Raw genomic sequence first — 22,531 nt, forward strand, 5'->3', positions numbered from 1 at the left:
CATGAGCGATCACGAAGTGATGTTTTCCCATGGGCGACCATCAGATCTGGCCGCCGTGCGTGCCTTGCAGCACGTCATGATGCAGACGCTTGAGTGTTGATCATCGACGTTCCCATCTCTCAGGTTGATCTGATATCTTGCAATTAACGAGATTATGTCTTTTTGGCCCTTTAATAGCTATAGTTGCAACGGCGATGGCGAACGCGCGGCCTCCCGCTTCATGTTTTCGAATCCTAGCCAGGCGAGTGTCACTCCATTCATTCTGCGGATCCTCCCGTGCCTGCGCTGGTCGTTAGCGGGTTGAGGAGGTCGGCGAAGAGATCCTGATCACCGTCACGCGTGAGAAAGCCGGGCAACTCTCCTCGAAGCCAGTCTCTCAGACGACGCGTAAAATCGGGATCGTTCGACTGCTCCAGCCGGTGAAGCACCAGCGCGCCAAGCAGGATCTTGCGACGTGTGTCCTGGGCGCGCTCCTGTTTTCCGAGCCGAGCTTTGAGCGTCTTCTTGCGCTCTTCCAGTTCGGCGAGGCGCTGTGAGATCGACTTGTGTGCCATGCGATTCTCCTAATGCTTGTGGTCACCAGAGTGTCTGCCATTGCGCGTTGTACTGGGAGGGTAGTCGACATTGCGGAATGCACAACCCCGGAATTAGCAGGGGAACGGTGCATCTTGCATGATCCCGGACGGAGGGAGCGAAGCGAGTAAAGTCTATAAGCGCGCACTTACGAGTTGCATGGCAACTCAGCGCTTGGTATGGTTGTGCGACTTTGGAGAGTGTCGTTTGGCCATCTACCATTGCAGCATGAAGCCGATCGCTCGAAGCGGCGGCCGCAGCGCGGTCGCGGCCATCGCTTATCGGACGGCGACAAAGATGCTGAATGAGCGCGATGGCATGGTGCATGATTTCACGCGCAAGCATGGCGTCGAGCATTCTGAAATCCTTCTTCCGGATGGTGTCGATGCCGCCTGGGCACTCGATCGTTCAGTGCTCTGGAATGCGGTGGAGAAGGCGGAGCATCGCAAGGACGCTCGCGTCGCGCGAGAATTCGAAGTGGCACTTCCGCATGAGATCGATGCCGCCGACCGCCTGGCGCTAACACGTGACTTCGCGCGCGAGCTTGCGAACCGTTACGGTGCGGCAGTCGACTTCTCCATCCATCAGCCGCAGGGCGAAACTGACGTCCGCAACTTTCACGCTCATGTAGTGATGACAACGCGGGTGGTGACGGAGCAGGGGCTCGCAGAAAAGACGCTGATCGAGCGTGAGAACAAGTGGCTGCTCGAGAACAATCAGCCGACCTCGCACATGCAGCTCCGCGAGATCAGAGAACTGTTCGAACATCATACCAACCGTCATTTGACGCGGCTCGGACTGGACGTTCGCGTCGATCATCGCTCGCATGTAGAGCGCGGTCTGGAGATCGAGCCAACGGAGCACATGGGCGTTCACGCTTCGCAGATGGACCGTCGTGGCTTGGGGGTGTCGCGCGACAAAATTGATCCAAAGGCGGCACGCTTGAACGCACAATTGATCCGGAGAAAACCTGAGCAGGTCCTCACCATCATCACCGGCGAAAAGAGCGTGTTCGATCGTCATGACGTGGCGCGGGCGTTGCATCGCTACATTGACGATCCACAGGGTTTCCACAATGCCTTTGCGGCTGTCATGGCATCACCGACACTCGTTGAGTTGAAGCCCGAAACCGAGACTGAACTTGCGCGCTATTCGACACGGGAGATGGTCGAGACCGAACACGCGATGGCAGCACGTTCAGAGCGGATGGGGCACCGCTCCAGTCACCCTGTTCGTCTTCAACATGTCGAGCGAGCGCTGGACATTCAGGATGCGGCCCTTCGCGCCAATCTATCCGCGTCCAAGCCTCAGCAGGAGCAACGAACAGCGGATCGAGACGAGGCGAACGCGCGCGTAGGGCTCAGCGACGAACAGCGTCTCGCCGTGCGTCACATCACGGGGTCTGAGCAGATTGCTGCCGTGATAGGATTTGCTGGAGCGGGTAAGTCGACGATGCTCGCGGCGGCGAGGAGCGCCTGGACCACGCAAGGTTACCGCGTTCATGGTGCTGCCCTTGCCGGCAAGGCAGCCGAAGGTCTGGAAGAGTCATCCGGCATTGCGGCGCGTACGCTCGCCTCTTGGGAGTACGGTTGGCAGAACGGCAAAGGCCTGCTTACCAGCAAAGACGTTCTCGTCATCGATGAAGCCGGTATGCTCGGCAGCCGACAGCTAGCACGCTTCGTCAGACAGGCAGAAACCTCCGGCGCTAAACTTGTTCTTGTAGGTGATCACGAACAGCTGCAAGCGATCGGCGCCGGTTCTCCGTTCCGCGCGATTGTCGAACAAATCGGTGCGGTGCAACTCTCTGAAATCCGACGTCAGGGCACAGCCTGGCAGCGCGACGCCTCGATCGCTTTTGCCACCCATCGCACAGGGGAGGGGCTCGCGCTTTACGCTGAGCACGATGCGGTCGAGTTTCGCGAAAACCGTGATCAGGCAAGAACGTCCCTGGTGCAGGATTACCTGGCAGACAACAAAGCCCGCCCTGCCGGCTCTCGCATCGCACTTGCCCATCGGCGTATCGATGTGAGGGCGATCAATGCAGAGATCCGTTCCGGCCTTCAGGAACGTGGGCTGTTGGCGAAGGGCAGCGAGGAACACGCTTCTCTTGGGCAGGAAATCGTCTACCGGACGAATGACGGTGAGCGGCCATTTGCCCGCGGCGATCGCATCGTACTTCTCGAGAACAATCGCGATCTCGGTGTGAAGAACGGTATGCTCGGTAACGTGATCGCCGTCGAGCCGGACGCACTACATTTACGTCTCGACGGCGGAGCTGGCAGCAGCAAGAGCGCTCGCTCGATCTCCATACCGGTCAGAAACTACCAATCCTTTGACCACGGTTACGCCACTACGATTCACAAGTCGCAAGGATCGACCGTCGATCGTGCTTTCGTCATGGCGTCGAGAACCATGGACCGTCATCTTTCTTACGTTGCGATGACGCGTCATCGGGAGGAAGTGCGGCTTTACATAGGCTGCGACGAGCTGAAGGACATGACGGCGCTGGCAGCAAGTATGGGACGATCTGGGGCGAAGGAAACGACACTTTACTACACCGGCGCCTTTGCCGAGCGGCGAGGATTGGCAGAGCAGCTTGGGATAAGTAGCGAGATCCAGATTGGCCCCGCTCAGGAACACACGTCCCAAAGAAGAAAGACTGGCGATCGTGAGCTTTCGAACGCCGTCCACGCTGCAGCGTCAGAAAGACACGCCGATGAGCGCCGGACGGTCGAGCCTCTTGTCCCGGCACTCACCACTTACTCCCGCACGGTCGACCACATAGCTCGAGAAAGAGCCAAGCCTAACTTCGATCGCGAAATGGAGTCGGTGCGGTCGCTCGGGCGACGCATTTACATCGATGCAGATGCAGCTAGCGCCAAGATCGGTTCGGCGATCGTCGAGCAGAGTGTAACCGGAGAGGCGCTTGCCAAAACTATCGCAGAGCGGCCAGAGCAGTTCGGTGCGCTGCAGGGCAGGGCAGGGCTGTTTGGCGAGAACAAAGAGCGCAAGGCTGCCCGCCAATTCGCAAGCGCTTTTGGCAACCACGTCAAAGCTGCTGCCCAGACCTGGACGCGGCGACTTGAAGCGGAGCGCGACGCTGAGACCTGGCAGCGGGAAAAGCGCGACGTGGTCGAAGTCCCAGGGCTCATGCCGCGCAGTGAGGGCATCCTGAAGCAACTCGATAACCTACCCCAGGCCCAGAAGGCGCAGTTCGTGGAAGAGCTTGCTCGCAATCCCGAGGGACGAGACGCACTGGAACAGGCAAAGCAGATCGCGCACGCGCTTGAACAGCGCTTTGGCAGTTCAGACCCGCGTTCGTTCAAGAAGGAACTCGACCGACTTCAGCTGGCTGACACCACGAAGATCGAGCGCATCAACGAGGTCGCTCGCATCGTTGATCGCGCACACAGGGCGGAGTTGAGCCAAAAGTATGAGCTTACACGAGGACTGAAGAAGGGGTTGGGTTTGGGCATTTAAAACTATCGAAGCCCAGCCACGCGAGTTAACCGGAAGTTCGCGTAACGACGGTGCCTCTCGCTTTCACAGGGAGGGGCCATGGATGATCAATTTCCAAGCCGAGAGCCCGTAGGTCGAGGAGACGGGCTTTTTGCAGCGGATTGCCGTCACGAAAGGGCGGCGGTTGAACGATTGCGGTCTATCCAGGCGATTTCGACGGGCGTCGCCGAAAGAGCTAATCCCAGATGTCGTACCCCGCAGGGACAATCCCGATCAGCAGTGCAGCGGCCAAATCGAACCGTGGAACAAACGCCAGGATGACCGCGCAGAACGCGACAAGCGTCACGAATGCAAATATTGCAAAAAACCGGCTTCTGTTCATCGGTCTATCCTCTCGGAATGGGCCAGACACTGCGTCATCTCTGTCCTCCATAGAGTAGATTCGGCAGGATGTAGACGATGCTCGGGAACAGATAGATGTTCACCATGCAGGGAATGACGATCAACATATACGGCATCATGCCGCGGAAGATGTCGGTCAGTTTGACATGCGGAGGCGAGACGCCCTTCAAGTAGTATGCCGACATCGCCATGGGTGGTGATAGGAAGGCCGTCTGCAGGTTGATTTCCACGAGGATACCGAAGAACAGCGGATCGATCCCGAAATGCGGCAGCAGCGGAATGAAGATCGGGATGAAGATGACGATGATTTCAGTCCATTCCAGAGGCCAGCCGAGAATGAAGATGATGATCTGGCCAGGATCAGGAACATCAGCGGCGACATGTCCAGGCCGGTCACGAAGTCTCTGATGAGCTGTTGGCCGCCGAGATAGGCGAATACGGATGCGAAGGTCGCCGAACCGACGAACAACCAGCAGACCATCGCGGTCGTTCGCGCCGTTGGTTCTGCGCAGCGAATGCGTGCCATATTCTTCCCGATCGCCGACACCCATTCACCCACCAGTCAAATGACGGTTGGCATCAACACGACTGGGAAAAGCGAAGTCGTCCAGCGTTCCGTCACGTCTCGTAAGATGCGCCAGCAGACTTGCTCGAGTATCGGGCGTGATCTCGAACTGGTGCACGGCGGCAATCAAGGTGAGATTCGTATCATCCTGATCGCCGCGCTATAAACTGGACCGGCCTGCCGGTCTTCTGTTGAATCACCATTGCGCGGGTCCGTATTCCGGACCGGTCACGAGCGTACCGATTTTGATCTTCACCAGGTCGCATCCTCGCAGCTTGCTGTCTATCGCGAGGTCAAAAAGCGGACATCCCAGCGAAGGCACTCGGCTTCAAGGCCGAACGGGCAGGCTCAAAGCACACTGTCGTGATCAAAGGTGCATCCCATGTTGTGATGGTGTCGCAGCCTCAAGCCGTTGCGGACCTCATCGAAGAGGCTGCACAGTAATCACTGTAAAATGCTGGTGATCAAAGGCCGCCCCCGGACGGGTGGCGGCTTTGGCGTAAGAGCCATACATTTGTGCTTTCGTGCTGGCAGTCCGACGCGATTATTCTTCGATCAGACGCTTCTCTCCCGGGGGGAGCCCCTGCTCGATCAACCTGTCGAGGTAGTCGCAGTAAGGACTGCCTTCATAGAATGGGTGGGCCGCCTCTCGGACGTATTCCGCATTCAGGTTTGGAAATTTCTTCAAAGCATCAGAGATCCAGATACTCACTTCATCGGTATTGCCCGCCCTGAGGGCGAGCAACGCTGCCCCAATGAATGGATAATAGGTTGTGCGTTCGAAGGACGCGCCTTCCCGTAGATGCATCCGGGCCGTTGAGAGGTCATCGGGCTCGCCTCTCAGCATCAAGCCAATACCGAGTAGTGTCTTGAACGCAAACATAGACGGATCGTGAGGACTGAGATCGATGGCATTTTGTGCGGCTCTAATCGTCGTATCGGCGTCCCTGAGCCGCACGGCTGCCATTCCATGTGCGAAGTGAAGAAACGCGTAGTTGGGATTTAATGCAAGGCCCTGTTCAGCGAGAGGCATGGCCTCAGCCGCTCGCCCGTCCACCGTAAGAAGGAGCGACATCATCGCGTACGCGATATCGCTCCGCCTGTCGATTTCTAAGGCCTTCGTGGCGAACGATAGTCCTTCCTTGATAGCGACAGGCACGTCTGCGGCACGCCCCCAAAGTACGAGTGCGTATCGGTGACGAGCTAAATAGGCGTAGGGAAGTGCGAAATTCGGATCGTGTTCGAGCGCTTGTCGAAGGAACTTCTCGGCAGTGGCTTGAGAACCTGCTTCGAAGGAAAGCAATTCAGCAAGGCCGCGGTGACAAAGTTCCCAAGCAGTAAGGTTGTCCGTCGATTTGGCGAGGGCGAGGCCCCGTTCGTGCGCTCCCAGTTCTGGTTCGATGCCCGCGATAATCCGGCGCGTTATCTCATCCTGCACATCAAAAAAATCGGCGATCGGACGATCCCACCGCTCGGCCCAGATGTGTGCTCCGGACATCGCGTCGATTAGCTGTACAGTGATCCTCAAACGATCACCTGACCGCCGAACCGATCCTTCCACGACATAGCGCACACCAAGTTCCCGGGCGATCTTGCGTACGTCCTTGGCTGTTCCCTTGTAGGCGAAAGTCGAGTTGCGAGCGATCACGAACAACCATCGAAAGCGACCTAGTTCCGTGATGACGTCTTCGACCAGTCCGTCGACAAAGAAGTCCTGATCGGGCGTGGCAGAAAAATTCTGAAATGGGAGAACCGCGATCGAAGCACGTTCCTGGCCAGAGAGCCGAACCGGGCTCGGCGCCGTGCCGTCCACCTCGACCTGCCACACGTCAATTGGTTCGGGGATGTTCTTAACGGACTGTGGCCCGAGCCACGTCATCCCAGCGTCTATCTTGCCTTGCACATGATCGAAGATTGCACGAGATATGCAGATGCCTCCGGCGGGTGCGATGGTTTCCAAACGCGCAGTGATGTTGACGCAGTCGCCGAGGATGTCGTCCCCATCGATCACCACGTCTCCCAGATGAATACCGATCCGGAAACGCAGACGTCGGTCTTCCCCTTGAAGAGACTCGTGCGAGATCAAGCTGCGGTGCATTAGAAGAGCCGCTCTTACCGCCAACACTGGCGATGGGAAATCGACTAGGAGCCCGTCGCCCATGGTTTTGACGATGCGGCCACCGCCTTCCATAATCGCCGGGTCAATCACGTAGGTTCGCGCATCGCGCAGCCGCGAAATGGTGCCTTCCTCGTCCGCCGCCATGAGACGAGAATAGCCGACCAAATCGGCAGCCATTATTGTGGTAAGGCGACGTTCCACGCTTGCCCCTCCGCCAAGAAAATACAGTATCGCCTGATAAGCAAATGCGAAAGCTCATGAACCAGCCAATCAGGATAGAAACGAAAAATCCAGAGCGAATGCGCTGGGGGATCGTTGCTGCGACGCGGTTCCGCTCCAAGCCGAGTAGCATCGACAGTCCGGACCTCGATTTGTATCAAGGCGGCGTTCGCGATCGCTTCGGGCGAAGCTGCTCAATCAGGGTGAGACGTGGTGATCAGCTCTCGCGCTGTCACACCCTTGCCCCCGCCGATAGATAGGTGAGTTCCGCATTGTGCAGTGCGCACCCTCCCTAGTTTTTGTGGCATTAGACCTCCGCTACTGGACCCCATACCGGCCGGAAACGCCGTACGCGACATAGTCCTCGCTCTTTGTCGGTTTCCGCTTCGTCGGGTCCAGGCGGAAGGACTTCGCGACACGGAAAGCCACTAGCGAGCCTCCCCATACGGAACATTACCGATAGCTGCCGGGGTGATGTCACGTTGTCTGTGGCTTAAAGGTTGGAGGAATTTTGGCGGGGATGAGCGAACCGACCATCAGCCACAAGAACCACCGCTCGGTTCCCTTTGAGCCTGCGGTTGGTCGAGGAAAAGCTGTTGGAGCGTGGCATTGTCGTGTCCTACGAAATGATACGGCGATGGGGCCGCAAATTCGGCGCGGCTTACGCGAAGCAGTTGCGCAGAAAGAAGCCGTCGTGAAAGGACATCTGGCATCTGGAAGAGGTCGTGATTTCCATCGGCGGCCGCAAGCATTGGCTTTGGCGTGCCGTTGACCAGGACGGTTACGTTCTCGACGAGATCGTCCAGGCGCGGCGCGATACCAAAGCTGCCAAGCGATTGCTGGTCAGGCTGCTGAAGAAGCAAGGCTTAGCGCCGAAGCGGATCGTCACCGACAAGCTGCGCTCAAATGGAGCGGCAAGACGCGAGGTGATGTCGGCTGTCGAACATCGCTCGCACAAGGGGCTGAACAATCGCGCGGAGAATTCTCACGTGCCACTTCGAAAACGAGAACGGATGATGCAGGGATTTCGATCTGCTGTAACGTTCATCTCAGTCTTTTCAGCAGTCCGAAATCTCGTCGTCCCGCCGCACCAGAAACGCTCAGCCCTCGCCACCCACATTCAGCGGATCCGCACGATAGCGCAGTGGAATGCCGTGGCCGGCGCAACAGTCTGAGGTTCCAGACAAAAGCCATGTCCGGGCGTTGATGAAACAACGTGACATTGCCAGTTCTTGTGCTCCACCGACGCACGCACACCTTTTCAAGCGTCGACTCGAACTACGGGACGGGGCCGCGAGCCACGCCCCGCAGCCACTTCTCTTCGTGATGAACTCCAGAAGGTCGGCGTTCAGCACATCAGCGTTCACTGTCAGCATCCCGTGCGCCGCTACCAGTTCTGGAGCACGCCTTCATGGACCGCCCCGTCCTCGCGGTTGAAGCCGGAGAACGGGCCTGACGGGACGTCGCGGTAGAACTGTGCACGGTTTCCGGCCAGTGCCGTCCGAAAGCCGTCGAAGACCTCCATCGGCGTGCCTTCGGGGTTGTCGTCGGTCTTCAGCATCAGCGGCGGAAGGGCGGCGACGAGGACGGCTTTGGCTACCCGGCCTGGGTCAGCCTTCGCTTGGCACCGGCGTGTTGAGAAGCTGCTGCTCCCAAAGATACGCGATGCCGCTGCCGCCGAAGTGCTGGATGAGAATCTCGGTCAGCTCCTCGACATGCTCGGTGCGCGCCCAATCGCGTTGCCATTCGCCAGCGAGCGCCATCACGGTCATCACGTTCGCGCCGGCCGCGGCCATGCGCTGGATGGCAACTTCGTGAGACTCCTTCGAAATCCCGCCCGACGCGTCGGTGATCACGGTGACGTCCCAGCCTTCGCCGGCGGCCTGGATGACAGGCATTGCGACGCAGACCTCGGTCCACAGGCCGGCGATGATCAGTTGCTTGCGGCCGGTCGCCCTGACGACGCTCACCACATTCTCGTCCTGCCAGGTGTTCACCCAGGTGCGATCGATGACTTCCTGGTTCGGAAATACGTCGGTGATCTGCTTAAAGAGAAGTCCACCGCGCGCCGCGATCACGCTGGTGAGAATGGTCGGAACATTGAAGGCTCTTGCTAGCTTCGCCAGCGCGGTCGTGTTGTTGACCACCATATGCGGATCGTGGCTGTTCAGGTTCGCGAGTTGATAAGGTTGGTGATCGATCAGAACGAGAACTGAATCTTCGGGACGAAGAAGCGAATCGAGGCCGTTACGAGGGGGCATCAAGACTTCCTTTTTCTGCCGCTATGGACGGCAATGGGTTCACGGGAGACATGCGCCAGCGGGTGCCGTTGCCTGGACGCAATTTGCTGTTCCTTTTGGTAGTGCGGTAGTGCCATATTCGGGCGAGCTGTGTCGCGAAATAAGGAACGCCGGAATGGACATCGAAGACCTACAGACATTCGTCGCAGTGGCCGATGCCGGGGGCGTATCGGCCGCCGCGCGCCGGCTCGGCGTCTCCAAATCGATCGTCAGCCGGCGACTCTTCCGGGTCGAAGCGGAGCTTGGCGTCCAGCTTCTTGCACGAACGACCCGCGGCGCCGCGCTCACGGAAGCGGGGATCACGTTCAGGGACCATGCGGCCAGAGCCAGCGCCGAGATTGACACCGCCAAGGAAACGATACTCCCCACCGGTGAGTTGCGCGGCCGCCTGAGGGTTGCCATGCCGCTTACGTTCGGCCCGACCCACTTCGCCCCCGTGCTTGCTGACATGGCGCGCCAGCACCCGCAGCTTCACATCCATACCTCCTACAGCGATCGCTTCGTCGACCTCATTGCAGAGGGTTTTGATTGCGCGATTCGGGGTGCCTACCTCCAAGACTCAAACCTGATCGCGAAGCGCGTTGGCCCGATCCATGGCAAGCTTGTCGCCAGCCCGGATTACATCAAAGCGCACGGGTCACCTGAGACCCTGGACGAACTCGTTACCCATCAGGCCCTCATGCAGGGAACGGAAGCCTGGCAGTTCATGGATGGCGACAAGATCGTCACGGTTCAGCCGCAGGGCAGGTTCAAGGCCGACAGCGCCACGGCGCTTGCCGCTGCGGCGGCGGCAGGTCTCGGCATCGCCTGGCTCCCCGATTGCATCACATATGGATATGTGGCCTCCGGCGGTCTGGTCCCGATCCTGACACGCTATCCGGTCCCTCCGGGGGCGGCGTATGTCGTCCGCCCGCCGGGTCAGCATCCCACGCGGAAAGTGCGTGTGCTTACCGAAATGCTGACTGAGTACTTCAAACGGAACCCGGACGTTTGGGGTCTCGACCGTTAAAACACGGGCGAAGCCTGATCAATGAATTGCGTTCGACGGTCGCTCTACTGCGAGCCGCCGAGCGTAACGACATTGCCCACACGTTCCACTTACTGCGACCCAGCCTTCGCCGGGCTCCGGACCCGGGCTGCGTTGGTTGATTATGCATTGGCTGGCTGGCTGTTTTCGGGGCGAAGCCCAATCGACCTCAACGACTGGCGTGGGCGCGCGACGCTGCCGTCAATATGCTGAACACAACTCTGTAAGCCGCTCGTCTATTGAGGTGCTAGTAGAAGGTCTTGAAACACGCCGAACGGTCAACCCAAGAGGGCATAAAGTGCTCGACCGCCAGTGTGTGCGGGCCGCCGAGCTCTTCTAAAGCATCTTCAGTCGAATGGAGCGACACCACTCCAGTCAGCAAGACCATGCGTCTTCCTGATCAAATCGCCTGCGCGCTCTCCGATGACGACACACGGTGCCATCGTGTTTCCGGTGGTGATACGCGGCATGATCGAGGCATCTGCGATACGAAGACTTTCAATCCCGTAGACCTTGAGCTCGTTGTTGACCACGGACATGCTGTCGCGTCCCATTTTGGCCGTGCAGGACTGGTGCCAGTAAGTGACGGCCGACTTTCGGATGAAATCGATCATCCCTGCCCGGTCGCGTGTGCCCGGAGCTGCCTCGCTCGTGACCAGCGGCGTGAAGGCGTCGCTATTTCCGAGTTCGCGACACAGCTCAACCGCCGCCAAGGCGGCAGCCATGTCTTCCGGCTCACTGAGAGAATTTGTTTCAATCAGGATAGGGTCGTTTGTATTGGGGCCGGAGAGCCTCAGCCGGCCACGGCTTTTCGGCTGCGCAAGCCCTGAAAACATCGTCCAGCCATGCGCCGGGGTTTCCAGACCTGTCTCTGCTGGCGAAGGTACGGCGAACTCCAACTGGCACTGAAGAATGTCCGGCTGAGAGAGGCGGGAGTCGCTTTTCCAATAGAGTTTTGCTTCGCAGCCTCCCCCGCCGACGCCTTCCGGCTTTCGATATGCCCACGTGCAGCCGAACGCGAGATGATCTTGATGATTTCGACCCACACCAGGGAGATGCTGCACGACAGATATCCCGTGAGCTTTCAGCTCGTCCTTCGGGCCAATGCCTGACTGCATCAGCACCTTTGGCGTGTTGATCGCACCCAGCGACAATACCGTTTCGCATCGCGCAGTGAACTCACGCCGCTGACCGTTGACGAGAGCCTCGACGCCTGTCGCCCGTTTGCCATCGAAGATGAGGCGCGTGACCAACGCGTCGGTTACGACCGTAAGGTTTGGTCGTGACATGAGCGAACGAACATAAGATCCGAATACGGACTCCCGCTTGCCATGCCGGATGCGCAGTTCTGCGATCGATGCACCTCCGGCACTCTCCATCAGTTCGCCGTTTGGAGTGTCGAATACCGGAATGCCCATCGCCGATGCAGCGTCCAGCAGAGCCTCTGCGATTGGCTGTGGCGAACGTGGCTGGGCGACATATACCGGCCCTCCAGCGCCGCGGCGTACCGCATCCGGCGTGCCGCGCCAGTCTTCAATCCGCCGATAGTAGCCGAGAACCGATTCATAACCCCAGGCTTCATCGCCCGCTTCAGCCGCGAAATGATTCCAGTCTTCCTTGTGGCCTCGCGCCCAGACCATGACATTGATACTCGACCCACCACCCAGACCCTTGCCCATGCTGAGAGGAAGCCGCCTACCGTAGAGCTCAGGCGCCGGCTCTCCAACGAAACCCCAGTCACGGTTCGTACCGAGATTGAGCGGCCATTGCGACGGGTTTACAACGGACTCGGCCGCATCATCTCCGCCAGCCTCAAGAAGCAAGACGCGTGCGTTTCCGCATTCTGCCAGTCGAGCAGCAACGACGGAACCACTGGATCCGGCTCCGCATACTATAAAGTCAAAATCGACTGGAACCTCACGATGTAGTGGTGCCGGATTTTCATGTCGGTTTATGTCATGCGTGTTCTGATCCACGGGGTTACCTTTGTGAATTGGTGGGCTGAAATCGTAAGAAATGGCCGTGAGCGCTATTGGCATCGGAGATGCAATCGATCTCAGTTGGAGATCGACGGTTTTACATACTGGGTGTAGAGCCGAGCGTGGTGGGAAGTGAGGACGTTCCAGCATCCGATCATCGGAACAGTAATGCCTGTCCCGATGATAAAGCTCGAATGACCATCCTTACTGCGCCGAAACAGTTTTCGCCGCTTCGTCGATGGTGTCTGCGACCACCGTTGGCTGCGTCATGAACAGAGCGTGGCTTGCTGAGACCTTGGTGATCTTGGCTTTAATCCGCTCTGCCATATGGATCAGCATGGCCTGATCAAATGCTTTGTCCTCTGTGGCGATGACGGCCCAGCTTGGCTTGGTTCGCCAGGCAGCATTTTCCAGCTTCGTGGCAAACGCCGACATGTTGATTGGGACCTGCGAATCCCGCATGAACGCGACGTCGGTATCGCTGGCGTCATGCGCAAACCCAACCTTGAATTTTCCAGGGTTAACATACCCAAATCCATCTTTCGTGGTTTCGATGACGAATTCAGATGCCGGGGCAAAACCTTCATACTGCTGGGCCGTCGTCTCGCCTGCGTCCGGTGAGAGCGCGGAGACGTAAACCAGTCCCGCGACCTTCGTATCAATGCCGGATTCCGTAATGACTGTTCCACCCCATGAATGGCCTACCAGAATGGCCGGTCCATCTTGCCGCTCAAGCGCACGCTTGGTGGCGGCAACGTCGTCTGCAAGGGAGGTCAACGGATTCTGGACGATGGTGACACGATATCCACGCTTCGTGAGATTGTCGTAGACGCCCCTCCAACCGGAACCATCGGCGAAAGCACCGTGAACGAGTACAACGTTCTTCACGGCCTGGTTAGCAGGGATGGTGTCCCCAGCGTTCGCAGGCACTGCGGCGGATATTGCGGCTACGGCTGCGACAGTGGCCAATTTGGTCCTGGTGGTCATGGCTTTCTCCTCTTGGTGTATGCGATAACTGTTATTGCAATAAATATTACCTGTCAGATTTAATTTTTCGTGTCAACATCATTTATCGCAATATTGTTTTTTGCAGTACTTTTTGCTAATCCTGAGCCGACAGGAGCTCAAAATGACTAAACGACATAACGACCCACCGCCGCTTCACGATCAGCTCTGCTACGCAATCTACACCGCTGGCATCGCTATCCAGCGTGCCTACAAGCGGGTGCTCGACGAGTTGGGTTTGACATATCCGCAGTACCTCGTGCTCAACGTTCTCTGGCGCGACGACGAGCAGACGGTTGGTGCCATCGCCCATACCCTCGCTCTGGAATCCAGCACGCTTACGCCGCTTCTGAAGCGGCTGGAAGCATCAGGCTTGCTGCGACGGACACGAAATCTGAGCAATGAGCGGCAGGTTGTCGTTGCATTGACGAACGAGGGACGCACGTTGCAGCACAGGGCCGGCTGCCTCAGCGACACATTGCTCGCAACCTCTACACAGACGCCCCAGGAGTTGGCATCCTTGAATCGCGACGTCCGGCATCTCCGCGACGCCATCTATTCACAGATCGGCGGATGGGACGCGCCCGCTTGATCTGTGAAGGCGTCTCGATCCTAAGCTGTTGGCACAGTTCCTCCATCGATGGTGTATTCGGTACCTGTGATCGATGCAGCGCGATCCGATGCCAGGAAGGCAATCAGGTTTGCCACTTCCGTGGGCTTGGCAGGGCGTCCGAGAGGTATGCCGCCCAAACTATCCATGATGATTTTCTTGCCACCCTCAAGATCCGTACCCGCCTTGTCCGCCAAGCGCTGGGCCAAGTGAACGGACGCTTCCGTTTCGATCCAACCCGGAGACACTCGCACGACGCGGACGCCCTTGGGCGATACCTCCTTGGACATGGCCTTGCTATAAGTCGAGAGTGCCGCCTTGGCTGCAGCATAAGCCGTGGTCGCTTCCGGGAGAGGCAGCACTCTTTGGATGGACGTGACATGCACAACCACACCGGTTCCCCGTTCGACCATGCCTGGAACCAGTTCGCGATCGAGTCGAACAGCGGGAAAAAGATTGAGAGACATTTCTTTGTGCCACTCGGCATCAGTTAGCGCCCCAAAGCCACCGCCGGCTGCTGACGAGCCACCCAGCATATGAACGATGATATCGATGTTGCCGAGACGTTGACGTGTAACGTCCGCGACGGCCGCGCACCCCTCTTCAGTCGTGAGATCGGCCTCGACAAACAATTCTTCCGGCAGGTTCTCAGGACGCGCCCGCGCGGTCGTCAACACCTGCGCGCCGAGTTCCCGAAACAGGCTGACGGTCGCAGCCCCGGCGCCCTTGGTTCCAGCAGTAATGAGGGCTCGTTTGCCTCTCAGGTTGAGAAAGTCTGTCATCACCGGATCTCCAGCCTAGCGATTTTGCCGTCCTTGATGGTGAAGGCATATGAGAGCGTCACCGGACTGCCGGGAAACTGGCCGCCAACTTTGGCTCGGACGAGCACTTTGTTGCCGTCAACGGTGGATTCCAAAGGTTCAGAAACGTACTGCGTCGCCTTCTTCGCAGCCACCCACCATTCACGGATGGCGACGACGCCTTGATGGCGCGATCCCTCATCTTCGACAACGGCTTCGATCGCAAAGGTGTCCGACAGCGCATCCGCGTTGCTGCCGCTGTCAGCGTCAAAGTACATGTTCGCGATATCGGGCATATCCATTGTGTTTCTCCTCATTGGCTGACCCGATAGTAGCGCTCGACCATTGCGTAGATAAGTGGGATAAGCCGGCATGCAGCAATGAACAGATCGGGACAATGGAACAAGCCAACCTGAAGGAACTTGAAGCGGTCATCGCTATTGCCCGGCGCGGCACATTCCGCGCAGCGGCCATCGATCTCGGCATGTCTACGACAGCGTTGAGCCACACAATAGGCAGGCTTGAGGCGGAGCTTGGGGTGCGATTGTTCAACCGCACCACACGCAGCGTGTCGCTGACGGATGCCGGCAGGCTCTTTGTGCAGCAGGTGGCGCCGTCGCTCCAGGATCTCTATGCCGCTTTGGATTCGGTGCGTGCGCAACGTGAGACACCTTCCGGAACAATACGGATCAACGCGGCGCCGTTCGCGGCGCGCGCAATCATCTCACCGCTCGTGCTTGAGTTCCTGCGCCGCTATCCCGACATGAATGTCGATATTGTAACTGAAGGAAAGATGGTCGATATCGTCAAGGACGGGTTTGATCTGGGAGTCAGGGTTGCGGGCCTCGTTCCCAGCGACATGATTGCAGTTTCGCTCGGCCGGCCCCAGCGACATGCTGTGGTTGGGTCTCCTGAATACTTCGAGAGGCATGGGAAGCCGGTGGTCCCTCCCGACCTTCTCAGCCATCGATGCATTCGCGTTCGCCTGCCCGATGGCTCCCTGTTTCGGTGGCGTTTCGAGAAGGACGGGGAGCAGGTGCAAATCGATGCACGCGGCCCGATATCGCTGGACGAGGCTAGCCTCACAAGAACCGCTGTCCTGGAAAGCGCCGGTATAGGCTACATCTTCGAGCAAGACATTTTCCCGGACATTGAGGCGGGGCGCGTCGTCCGTGTACTGGAAGACTGGACGCCACCATATCCGGGGCTTTGCCTTTACTACCCTGGGCGCCGAAATCTGTCAGCCGGGGTCAGGGCGTTCTTGGAACTTGCGCGTGAGCTCGCGACAGTGAGCTAATTGAACCGCCAGTGGAGAAGCTTGTTTGTCTCTTCAACGCTCCAAGCGGACACAGATTTGCAATGCGTGAATGCCGGGCGTCAGGAGCAGGACGTGAGGGCGACCTTTGGCGTCGCAGACGGCATGGAGCTTGGTGTTCCGTCCGCCTTTCGTGCGGCCGATACCATGAGCCAAGCCCCCCCCTTTCCGCCGCCTGCGCAGCGGTGGACCTTGATGCAGCTACTATCGATGAACAATCGGTCCGGCGCATCCTCGGCTCCGGCGAGTGCGCTGAAGATGCCTTCCCAGATGCCGCGCTCGGACCAGCGAACGAAGCGATTGTAGAGCGTCTTCTTCGATCCATAGACGTCGGCGCAGTCCGCCCAGCGGCCACCGCATCGCAGCGCATGGACGATTCCGCTCAACACGCGACGATCGTCCACGCGTGGCTTGCCCCGCACATCCGTTGGTAGGAGCGGTTCGATCCGTTCCCACTGCGCATCGGAAAACCAAAAGAAATCAGACATCTCACCGCCCTTTCGTTGCGGCAATGGATCATGTCCCAGCGCTCAGGGAGAGCCAATTATTGGGTCCGGACCCTAGGATGTTCACGTTCTGGGCCAAGGAGATCGCATAATGTATCGGGCCTTTATCAACCAAAGACAGCGACGGCTGATTTGACGATGATGCCATCATCTGGACTTCTGCGCATTTGCCGACCGGTAGCAGCGCGGAAGACCTGCAGCAATTGCAGCGCCGGCGGCACCCGTGACCACATTGTTTTCATGCGCTCCCTGCCATTTCGGCTTTTCCACACAACCTGGCCAGTAATGACGCGCTGGGACCAGCGGAAACCGATCTCGTGGAAATACAGGTCGGCATGCTGCGGGCTGATATGATGAAAGACGCCGGCAATTGTGCGGCGGACGCGGGAATTGAAACCTTCGACCGAATTGACATGAACGGCGTCGCGAACGTATTCGCGGCTGGAATGCTTCACGGTGTCATGCCTGGCATAGTTCTCGCCAAGGGCTATGAACGCTGTCGCCTCATCGCTCATCAAGTAGGCGTCGGGGTCGATCTGCGCTTCGGCCGCGCGCGCCGCTGCACGGAGCGAAAGACCCGTCACCACCGCAGCACGCGCGTCACCGGCCGGAGTGCCGGGTGTGACGTCATCTGGTCGCTGCATGATCACCATGACAGGCGTCTTCTGGGTATTCGGTAGACCTTTTCGGCCTCGTCCAGGCGGTGGATCGTCCGGATTTATTCTCGGTCGCCCACCGAGATGAAAATGGTCGATCTCCACCGTGCCATCGAGCATGCGCTCGCGCGCCGCCATGAGACGCAGCGCGTGTCCCATCCGCCAGGCCGTGGGTTGGCTCACCCCCAGAGCCTCGGCCAGACGCACCGAGGACAAACCTTTATCCGACTGCAGAATAAGCCACATGCCCTTCAGCCAGACACGCAAAGGAAGCTTTGTGGAATGCAGCGGTGTGTGTGTCGTCACCCGTAAACTGGAACCGACATCCGCCGCTGGAACATTGATAGAGACCCGGACGCGCACGCCGCTTGCTCATATCGCCCGGCGATCGCGATCGAGCGCTTGTAGCCACAGGCAGGGCAAACTCTCCCGGCCGGCCACACCATGCTTTCCAGCAATCGCCGACACTGCTCCTCATCGCGAAAGGCCACGATCATATCTTCCGCGGTCCGAATATTGGTAAGCGCTGCAAGCATCGTTTCCGACATTCTCATCTCCTTCGGATCATGCCCGAAGAATCGCATGGAATCGTTGGCTATCAAGGTTATTACTGTTTTTGGTTGATAAAGGCCATGTATCGTCAGGAACGTCCTAACCCTGGTTGGATTCTGTCATGCAATCGCATTACACTGAATTCAGTGAAGGAGATTGGCGATGGTTTCTAATGCACTCGTTCAAACGCGAATTGATCCCGACATTCGGGACCGTGCTACTGCAGTCCTGCAGAACATGGGACTAACGGTTTCGGATGCCGTGCGAATCCTTTTAACTCGGACGGCGAACGAAGGCTCGCTTCCACTAGAGTTGGTCGGTAGCACTGAGGCTCACGATGCCTGGTTTCGCGCCAAGGTGTTGCAGGCTCTTGAGGACACGCGACCCGACTCTGAGGATGCCGACGCTGAAGCTCGCGGCTGCTGAGAAGCTGAAGCTGGCCGCGAACGATGGGCAGCCGTAGCATGAGTTTAAGAAAGCCCCAATTGCTTGTTGTCCGAAGCTATGTGTGAATTCCACCAAGATATTGAAAGCCCGAAGCTCCGACCTGCGCCGGGCACCAAGGCAACATCGGACAATTGCTAGCCTTGCTTGCATCACTTTGCGCTCTCGCATTCTTCTACCCTGCCAAGCCCAATCCGGTTTCGAAACGTAACAGTAACGGCGTCGCCCTCTGCGACCTGACCGAGACTATATTTCACAGTCCCAATTTCAGCCGGATGTTGATTGTATCAAAATCTCTGATACAGATCAGATGCGACGTTTGGGGGAATATATGAGCACGCGATTTCTGATGATCGGCCCGCAAGACGGCCAGGATGTGTTGAGATGCCTTGCCGCTCCCGCGCGGCTATCGATGCTGGATCTCTTGCACAGCCGCGGACCGCTGAACGTCAATGAAATCGCAGAGGCACTGGAGCTGCCGCAGTCGACCACATCCACCCATCTCAATCTGCTGGAGGAGGCGGGCCTGATCCGTACAGAGGTTTCCAAAGCGCGCAAGGGCAGCCAAAAGGTCTGTCATGCCGTGCACGAGGAAATCATCCTCTCCTTTGCCCGCCATGCCCAAACCGCCCAGGAATTGATCGAAGTGGCGATGCCAGTCGGCCTCTATAGCGGATGCGAGGTTTACGCTCCCTGCGGCATGTGTTCTCGCGACGGCATCATCGGTTATCTCGACAGCCCCGACACATTCCTCACACCGGACCGGATGAAGGCTGGTCTGCTATGGTTTTCAACGGGATATGTCGATTATCAGTTTCCCAACAATGCCCGCATCAAGGGAGCGGAGGTCAAGGAACTTGAAGTCATCCTGGAGCTTTCCTCCGAGGTGCCGGGAACCTCAGACAATTGGCCGTCCGACATCACGCTTTCCATTAACGGCAAAAGCATCTTCGCCTGGACCTCACCTGGCGATTTTGGCGATCGTCGGGGAAAATATACGCCCGACTGGTGGAAGCTTCGGGGCAGCCAGTACGGCGTGCTCAAGTCCTTCCGCGTCACCGAAAACGGGACCTTTATCGATGGTGTGCGCTTTTCCGACACCAGACTGGCCGACCTGAACCTGCTTGAACATCGCTCGATCCGCCTGCGGATCGAAGTTCCCGAAACGGCCGAGCATCCCGGCGGGATCAATATCTTCGGGCGAGGTTTCGGCAATTACGATCAGGACATCGTGCTGCGATTGAAGATCTGATTTTGTCATTTCGGCGCTTGTCGCCGAAAGGCGGATTGACGCCTGCGTCCTCCTGTGCGAATTATCATACTAATTGATATATATCCGAAATTTGGATATACATGGAGGAAAAGCATGCGCGCAGTCGGTACCGCTCACAGCGGTTACATCATTAGTTCAGTTGATCCGCGTCTTTACGGATCCTTCGTCGAACATCTCGGCCGCGCCGTCTATTCGGGTATCTATGAGCCGGATCATCCGACTGCCGACGAGAACGGTATGCGCCAGGACGTCATTGACCTCGTTCGTGAGGCCGACGTGCCGATCGTGCGCTACCCCGGCGGCAACTTCGTTTCGGCCTATAACTGGGAGGACGGCATCGGTCCGCGCGAAGAACGGCCCGTGCGCCTCGATCTCGCCTGGCACAGCTCCGAGAGCAACCACGTCGGTATCCATGAATTCGCCGATTGGGCAGAAGCCGCAAACACTGACATGATGCTCGCTGTCAATCTCGGCTCGCGAGGCCTGGATTCGGCTCGCGCCTTCCTTGAATATGTCAACCATCCGGGCGGCAGCTACTGGTCGGATCTTCGCCGCAAGAACGGTCGCGAAGAGCCGTGGAACGTCAAGTTGTGGTGCCTTGGCAACGAGATGGACGGCCCCTGGCAGATCGGCCAGAAGACGGCGGAAGAATATGGCCGCATCGCGTACGAAACAGCAAAGGCAATGCGCGCCTTCGACAAGTCGATCGAGCTCGTAGTGTGCGGTTCGTCCTCGCCGAAGATGGCGACCTACCCGGCCTGGGAAGCCACGGTGCTCGACTACACCTACGATTCCATCGACTACATCAGCCTGCACATGTACTTCGACAATCACGCAGGCAACACGGCCGACTATCTGGCGCAGAACACCCGTCTTGACGACTACATCGCAACCATTGCCGGCGTGATCGCCTATACCAAGGCCAAGAAGCGCTCCAAGAAGGATGTCTATATCAGCTTCGACGAGTGGAACGTTTGGTATCATTCCCGCGAGGCCGACCGGAAGGTACTGGAGGGTAACGACGGCTGGCCGCATGCCCCCGCCCTTCTGGAAGACATCTACAATTTCGAGGACGTGCTGCAGGTGGGCTGCATCCTCAACACCTTCATCCGCCGCTCGGATGTGGTGAAGGTCGGCTGCCTGGCGCAGCTTGTCAACGTCATCGCCCCGATCATGACCGTTCCGGGTGGCCCGGCATGGCGGCAGACCACGTTCTTCCCCTATGCCTACGCCTCGCAATACGGCCGCGGCAAGGCGCTCCAGCTGGCGCTTGATTGCCCCGGCTATTCAACCGACTTTGCCGAAAATGTCGCCTATCTCGACGTCTCCGCCGTCGAGACGGAGGCGGATGGCGCTCTCACCTTCTTCATCGTCAGCCGCCACCAGGCGGAAACGATCGAGCTTGATCTCTCGCTCGAAGGCTTCGGCGACCGCAAGGTGATCATGGACAAGGTCATCGAAGGTCACGATCTTCGTGCCGCCAACGGACCCGGTAGCCAAGCGATCGAGCCGCGCGACGGCTCGGGCGCATCGGTTGCCGGTCGCCGGCTCGTCGCCGCCATCGCACCGCTGAGTTATCGGATGATCCGGCTCGGCGCGTAAGACGGCAATGACAGGGAGGAGGGACCATGTCAGCATCGATTGAGATCACCAACGTCACCAAGCGCTACGGCGCGCTCACCGTGCTGGACGACATCTCGCTGTCCATCAAGGCAGGCGAGTTCGTCGTCTTCCTCGGGCCTTCGGGTTGCGGCAAGTCGACGCTTCTGCGCATGATCGCAGGCTTGGAAGACGTGACGAGCGGCACGATCGCGGTGGGCGAACAGCGCGTCGATACGCTGCCACCGGGCAAGCGGGGCGTCGCGATGGTCTTCCAGTCCTACGCGCTCTACCCGCATATGACCGTTGCCGAGAACATGTCCTTCGGTCTGGAAAACATCGGCATGCCAAAGGAGGAGATCGATCGTCGCGTCCGCCAAGCCGCCTCGACTCTGGAAATCGCCCATCTTCTCGACCGAAAGCCGCAGAAGCTTTCCGGTGGGCAGCGCCAGCGCGTGGCGATCGGGCGCGCCATCGTCAAGGAACCGAAGGCGTTCCTGTTCGACGAACCGCTCTCGAACCTCGATGCTGCCCTTCGCGCACGTACGCGGTTGGAGCTCGCCCAGCTTCATGGCCGCCTCGGCAGCACGATGATCTTCGTAACGCATGATCAGGTGGAAGCGATGACGCTCGCTGACCGCATCGTCATCATGCAGAACCGCAAGATCGAGCAGATCGGTACGCCGATGGAAATCTATCGACGTCCTGCAACCCGGTTCGTGGCAGGTTTTGTCGGCTCGCCAGCCATCAATTTTTTGCCACTCAAGAGCGTGTCTGACGATAGCAATACACTGACCGTCGGGACGAACGGTCTTGGCGAGATCCGTACCGTCTTTCGTTTGCCGCCCAGCTTCTCGCCTGAAGGTGCGAGTCTTGGCATTCGCGCCGAGGATGTGACCGTGCTGCCAGCTGGTCAGACCGGCATTGCGCTCAAGGCCGAAGTTGTCGAACGACTTGGCGATCGCACGCTGATCTACGGACAAATGTCTGACGGCACGAAACTGACGGCCGAAACCGACGGGCGCAGCGAGGCGCGTGGCGGCGACATTTTGCAGATCGCCCTCGACACGACCGCCATTCACCTTTTCGACGCCGCCGGTATCGCCCACCATTCGGAGGGCGATTGAC

17 protein-coding genes and 6 pseudogenes are annotated in these 22,531 nt (G+C 58.4%); 11 read left to right on the plus strand and 12 right to left on the minus strand.

Features of this window, described 5'->3' with window-relative positions:
• Nucleotides 1–257: 257 nt before the first annotated feature.
• A complete protein-coding gene (locus tag ACTJKM_RS31550; RefSeq protein WP_058329614.1) occupies nt 258–554 on the minus strand; it encodes a hypothetical protein in 297 nt (98 codons plus the stop codon).
• A gap of 226 nt (nt 555–780) precedes the next feature.
• Between ACTJKM_RS31550 and traA the strand changes: the two genes are divergently transcribed.
• Nucleotides 781–4,053 carry a Ti-type conjugative transfer relaxase TraA gene (gene traA, locus ACTJKM_RS31555; RefSeq protein ID WP_058329615.1) on the plus strand — a complete coding sequence of 1,091 codons (3,273 nt, stop codon included), beginning with the start codon at nt 781–783 and terminating at the stop codon, nt 4,051–4,053.
• A gap of 214 nt (nt 4,054–4,267) precedes the next feature.
• On the opposite strand, the gene ACTJKM_RS31560 is transcribed toward traA, so the two are convergent.
• Both ACTJKM_RS31560 and ACTJKM_RS31565 read right to left on the minus strand, forming a co-directional pair.
• Nucleotides 4,268–4,414, minus strand: coding sequence for a hypothetical protein (locus tag ACTJKM_RS31560; protein ID WP_197423541.1), 147 nt, complete (start codon nt 4,412–4,414; stop codon nt 4,268–4,270).
• A 34-nt stretch (nt 4,415–4,448) separates the two neighbouring features.
• Nucleotides 4,449–4,933 (minus strand): annotated as a pseudogene (locus ACTJKM_RS31565) (TRAP transporter large permease subunit); the annotation flags it as partial.
• A 16-nt stretch (nt 4,934–4,949) separates the two neighbouring features.
• Between ACTJKM_RS31565 and ACTJKM_RS31570 the strand changes: the two are divergent.
• The gene (locus tag ACTJKM_RS31570; protein WP_245296276.1) at nt 4,950–5,165 is read left to right on the plus strand and encodes a hypothetical protein; all 216 of its coding nucleotides are present in this window, start codon (nt 4,950–4,952) and stop codon (nt 5,163–5,165) included.
• A 137-nt stretch (nt 5,166–5,302) separates the two neighbouring features.
• Nucleotides 5,303–5,443, plus strand: a pseudogene (locus ACTJKM_RS31575) (alpha/beta hydrolase); the annotation flags it as partial.
• Nucleotides 5,444–5,543: 100 nt separating this feature from the next.
• On the opposite strand, the gene ACTJKM_RS31580 reads toward ACTJKM_RS31575, so the two are convergent.
• Nucleotides 5,544–7,319, minus strand: coding sequence for an adenylate/guanylate cyclase domain-containing protein (locus ACTJKM_RS31580; RefSeq protein ID WP_058329617.1), 1,776 nt, complete (start codon nt 7,317–7,319; stop codon nt 5,544–5,546).
• Between the two features lie 492 nt (nt 7,320–7,811).
• Here ACTJKM_RS31580 and ACTJKM_RS31585 point away from each other — a divergent pair.
• Nucleotides 7,812–8,512 (plus strand): annotated as a pseudogene (locus tag ACTJKM_RS31585) (IS6 family transposase).
• A 215-nt stretch (nt 8,513–8,727) separates the two neighbouring features.
• On the opposite strand, the pseudogene ACTJKM_RS31590 reads toward ACTJKM_RS31585, so the two are convergent.
• Together ACTJKM_RS31590 and ACTJKM_RS31595 are read right to left on the minus strand one after the other, a co-directional pair.
• Nucleotides 8,728–8,943 (minus strand): annotated as a pseudogene (locus ACTJKM_RS31590) (alpha/beta fold hydrolase); the annotation flags it as partial.
• Nucleotides 8,944–8,947: 4 nt separating this feature from the next.
• Nucleotides 8,948–9,598 (minus strand): hydrolase, encoded by a 651-nt coding sequence (locus tag ACTJKM_RS31595; RefSeq protein WP_058329619.1) that lies wholly within the window; start codon nt 9,596–9,598, stop codon nt 8,948–8,950.
• Nucleotides 9,599–9,752: 154 nt separating this feature from the next.
• On the opposite strand from ACTJKM_RS31595, the gene ACTJKM_RS31600 reads away from it, so the two are divergent.
• Nucleotides 9,753–10,646: a LysR family transcriptional regulator gene (locus tag ACTJKM_RS31600; protein ID WP_058329620.1), complete on the plus strand. Its 894-nt coding sequence runs from the start codon at nt 9,753–9,755 to the stop codon at nt 10,644–10,646.
• Nucleotides 10,647–11,011: 365 nt separating this feature from the next.
• Here the strand turns inward: ACTJKM_RS31600 and ACTJKM_RS31605 are convergent, their stop codons facing one another.
• Both ACTJKM_RS31605 and ACTJKM_RS31610 read right to left on the minus strand, forming a co-directional pair.
• On the minus strand, nt 11,012–12,640 hold the full coding sequence (locus tag ACTJKM_RS31605) for a GMC family oxidoreductase (RefSeq protein WP_058329621.1): 1,629 nt from the start codon (nt 12,638–12,640) through the stop codon (nt 11,012–11,014).
• Nucleotides 12,641–12,847: 207 nt separating this feature from the next.
• On the minus strand, nt 12,848–13,630 hold the full coding sequence (locus tag ACTJKM_RS31610; RefSeq protein ID WP_058329622.1) for an alpha/beta fold hydrolase: 783 nt from the start codon (nt 13,628–13,630) through the stop codon (nt 12,848–12,850).
• Between the two features lie 142 nt (nt 13,631–13,772).
• On the opposite strand from ACTJKM_RS31610, the gene ACTJKM_RS31615 reads away from it, so the two are divergent.
• Nucleotides 13,773–14,240: a MarR family winged helix-turn-helix transcriptional regulator gene (locus ACTJKM_RS31615; protein WP_058329626.1), complete on the plus strand. Its 468-nt coding sequence runs from the start codon at nt 13,773–13,775 to the stop codon at nt 14,238–14,240.
• Between the two features lie 20 nt (nt 14,241–14,260).
• On the opposite strand, the gene ACTJKM_RS31620 is transcribed toward ACTJKM_RS31615, so the two are convergent.
• Complete coding sequence (locus ACTJKM_RS31620) at nt 14,261–15,040, minus strand: SDR family oxidoreductase (protein ID WP_058329623.1); 780 nt, start codon at nt 15,038–15,040, stop codon at nt 14,261–14,263.
• On the minus strand, nt 15,040–15,360 hold the full coding sequence (locus tag ACTJKM_RS31625) for a nuclear transport factor 2 family protein (protein WP_058329624.1): 321 nt from the start codon (nt 15,358–15,360) through the stop codon (nt 15,040–15,042). The genes ACTJKM_RS31620 and ACTJKM_RS31625 overlap by 1 nt, the downstream gene beginning before the upstream one ends.
• Nucleotides 15,361–15,455: 95 nt before the next feature.
• Here ACTJKM_RS31625 and ACTJKM_RS31630 point away from each other — a divergent pair, with 95 nt between their 5' ends.
• The gene (locus ACTJKM_RS31630) at nt 15,456–16,355 is read left to right on the plus strand and encodes a LysR family transcriptional regulator (RefSeq protein WP_057217558.1); all 900 of its coding nucleotides are present in this window, start codon (nt 15,456–15,458) and stop codon (nt 16,353–16,355) included.
• Nucleotides 16,356–16,451: 96 nt separating this feature from the next.
• On the opposite strand, the pseudogene ACTJKM_RS31635 reads toward ACTJKM_RS31630, so the two are convergent.
• Together ACTJKM_RS31635 and ACTJKM_RS31640 are read right to left on the minus strand one after the other, a co-directional pair.
• Nucleotides 16,452–16,861, minus strand: a pseudogene (locus ACTJKM_RS31635) (IS5 family transposase); the annotation flags it as partial.
• A 125-nt stretch (nt 16,862–16,986) separates the two neighbouring features.
• A pseudogene (locus tag ACTJKM_RS31640) lies at nt 16,987–18,083 on the minus strand (IS1595 family transposase).
• 166 nt (nt 18,084–18,249) lie between these two features.
• Here ACTJKM_RS31640 and ACTJKM_RS31645 point away from each other — a divergent pair.
• From ACTJKM_RS31645 to ACTJKM_RS31660, 4 genes are all read left to right on the plus strand, one after another.
• On the plus strand, nt 18,250–18,513 hold the full coding sequence (locus tag ACTJKM_RS31645; protein ID WP_058328573.1) for a type II toxin-antitoxin system RelB/DinJ family antitoxin: 264 nt from the start codon (nt 18,250–18,252) through the stop codon (nt 18,511–18,513).
• Between the two features lie 349 nt (nt 18,514–18,862).
• Nucleotides 18,863–19,783: an ArsR/SmtB family transcription factor gene (locus ACTJKM_RS31650; protein WP_058328574.1), complete on the plus strand. Its 921-nt coding sequence runs from the start codon at nt 18,863–18,865 to the stop codon at nt 19,781–19,783.
• 114 nt (nt 19,784–19,897) lie between these two features.
• Entirely contained in the window at nt 19,898–21,406 is a 1,509-nt protein-coding gene (gene arfA, locus ACTJKM_RS31655; protein WP_058328575.1) for an arabinosylfuranosidase ArfA, read from the plus strand.
• A 26-nt stretch (nt 21,407–21,432) separates the two neighbouring features.
• Nucleotides 21,433–22,530, plus strand: coding sequence for an ABC transporter ATP-binding protein (locus ACTJKM_RS31660; protein WP_058328576.1), 1,098 nt, complete (start codon nt 21,433–21,435; stop codon nt 22,528–22,530).
• The last annotated feature ends 1 nt before the right edge of the window (nt 22,531 follow it).

The organism is Ensifer sp. 22460, from assembly GCF_052044935.1.
In the GTDB taxonomy this organism is placed as follows: domain Bacteria; phylum Pseudomonadota; class Alphaproteobacteria; order Rhizobiales; family Rhizobiaceae; genus Ensifer.

Excerpts from the sequence above, each read along its gene's own strand:
- ACTJKM_RS31630 (WP_057217558.1), top strand. The coding sequence starts at position 15,456 with ATGGAACAAGCCAACCTGAAGGAACTTGAAGCGGTCATCGCTATTGCC.
- ACTJKM_RS31550 (WP_058329614.1), bottom strand. The coding sequence starts at position 554 with ATGGCACACAAGTCGATCTCACAGCGCCTCGCCGAACTGGAAGAGCGC.
- ACTJKM_RS31625 (WP_058329624.1), bottom strand. The coding sequence starts at position 15,360 with ATGGATATGCCCGATATCGCGAACATGTACTTTGACGCTGACAGCGGC.
- arfA (WP_058328575.1), top strand. The coding sequence starts at position 19,898 with ATGCGCGCAGTCGGTACCGCTCACAGCGGTTACATCATTAGTTCAGTT.
- ACTJKM_RS31595 (WP_058329619.1), bottom strand. The coding sequence starts at position 9,598 with ATGCCCCCTCGTAACGGCCTCGATTCGCTTCTTCGTCCCGAAGATTCA.
- ACTJKM_RS31560 (WP_197423541.1), bottom strand. The coding sequence starts at position 4,414 with ATGAACAGAAGCCGGTTTTTTGCAATATTTGCATTCGTGACGCTTGTC.
- ACTJKM_RS31610 (WP_058329622.1), bottom strand. The coding sequence starts at position 13,630 with ATGACCACCAGGACCAAATTGGCCACTGTCGCAGCCGTAGCCGCAATA.
- ACTJKM_RS31650 (WP_058328574.1), top strand. The coding sequence starts at position 18,863 with ATGAGCACGCGATTTCTGATGATCGGCCCGCAAGACGGCCAGGATGTG.
- ACTJKM_RS31615 (WP_058329626.1), top strand. The coding sequence starts at position 13,773 with ATGACTAAACGACATAACGACCCACCGCCGCTTCACGATCAGCTCTGC.
- ACTJKM_RS31660 (WP_058328576.1), top strand. The coding sequence starts at position 21,433 with ATGTCAGCATCGATTGAGATCACCAACGTCACCAAGCGCTACGGCGCG.
- ACTJKM_RS31620 (WP_058329623.1), bottom strand. The coding sequence starts at position 15,040 with ATGACAGACTTTCTCAACCTGAGAGGCAAACGAGCCCTCATTACTGCT.
- ACTJKM_RS31645 (WP_058328573.1), top strand. The coding sequence starts at position 18,250 with ATGGTTTCTAATGCACTCGTTCAAACGCGAATTGATCCCGACATTCGG.
- ACTJKM_RS31570 (WP_245296276.1), top strand. The coding sequence starts at position 4,950 with ATGCGTGCCATATTCTTCCCGATCGCCGACACCCATTCACCCACCAGT.
- ACTJKM_RS31600 (WP_058329620.1), top strand. The coding sequence starts at position 9,753 with ATGGACATCGAAGACCTACAGACATTCGTCGCAGTGGCCGATGCCGGG.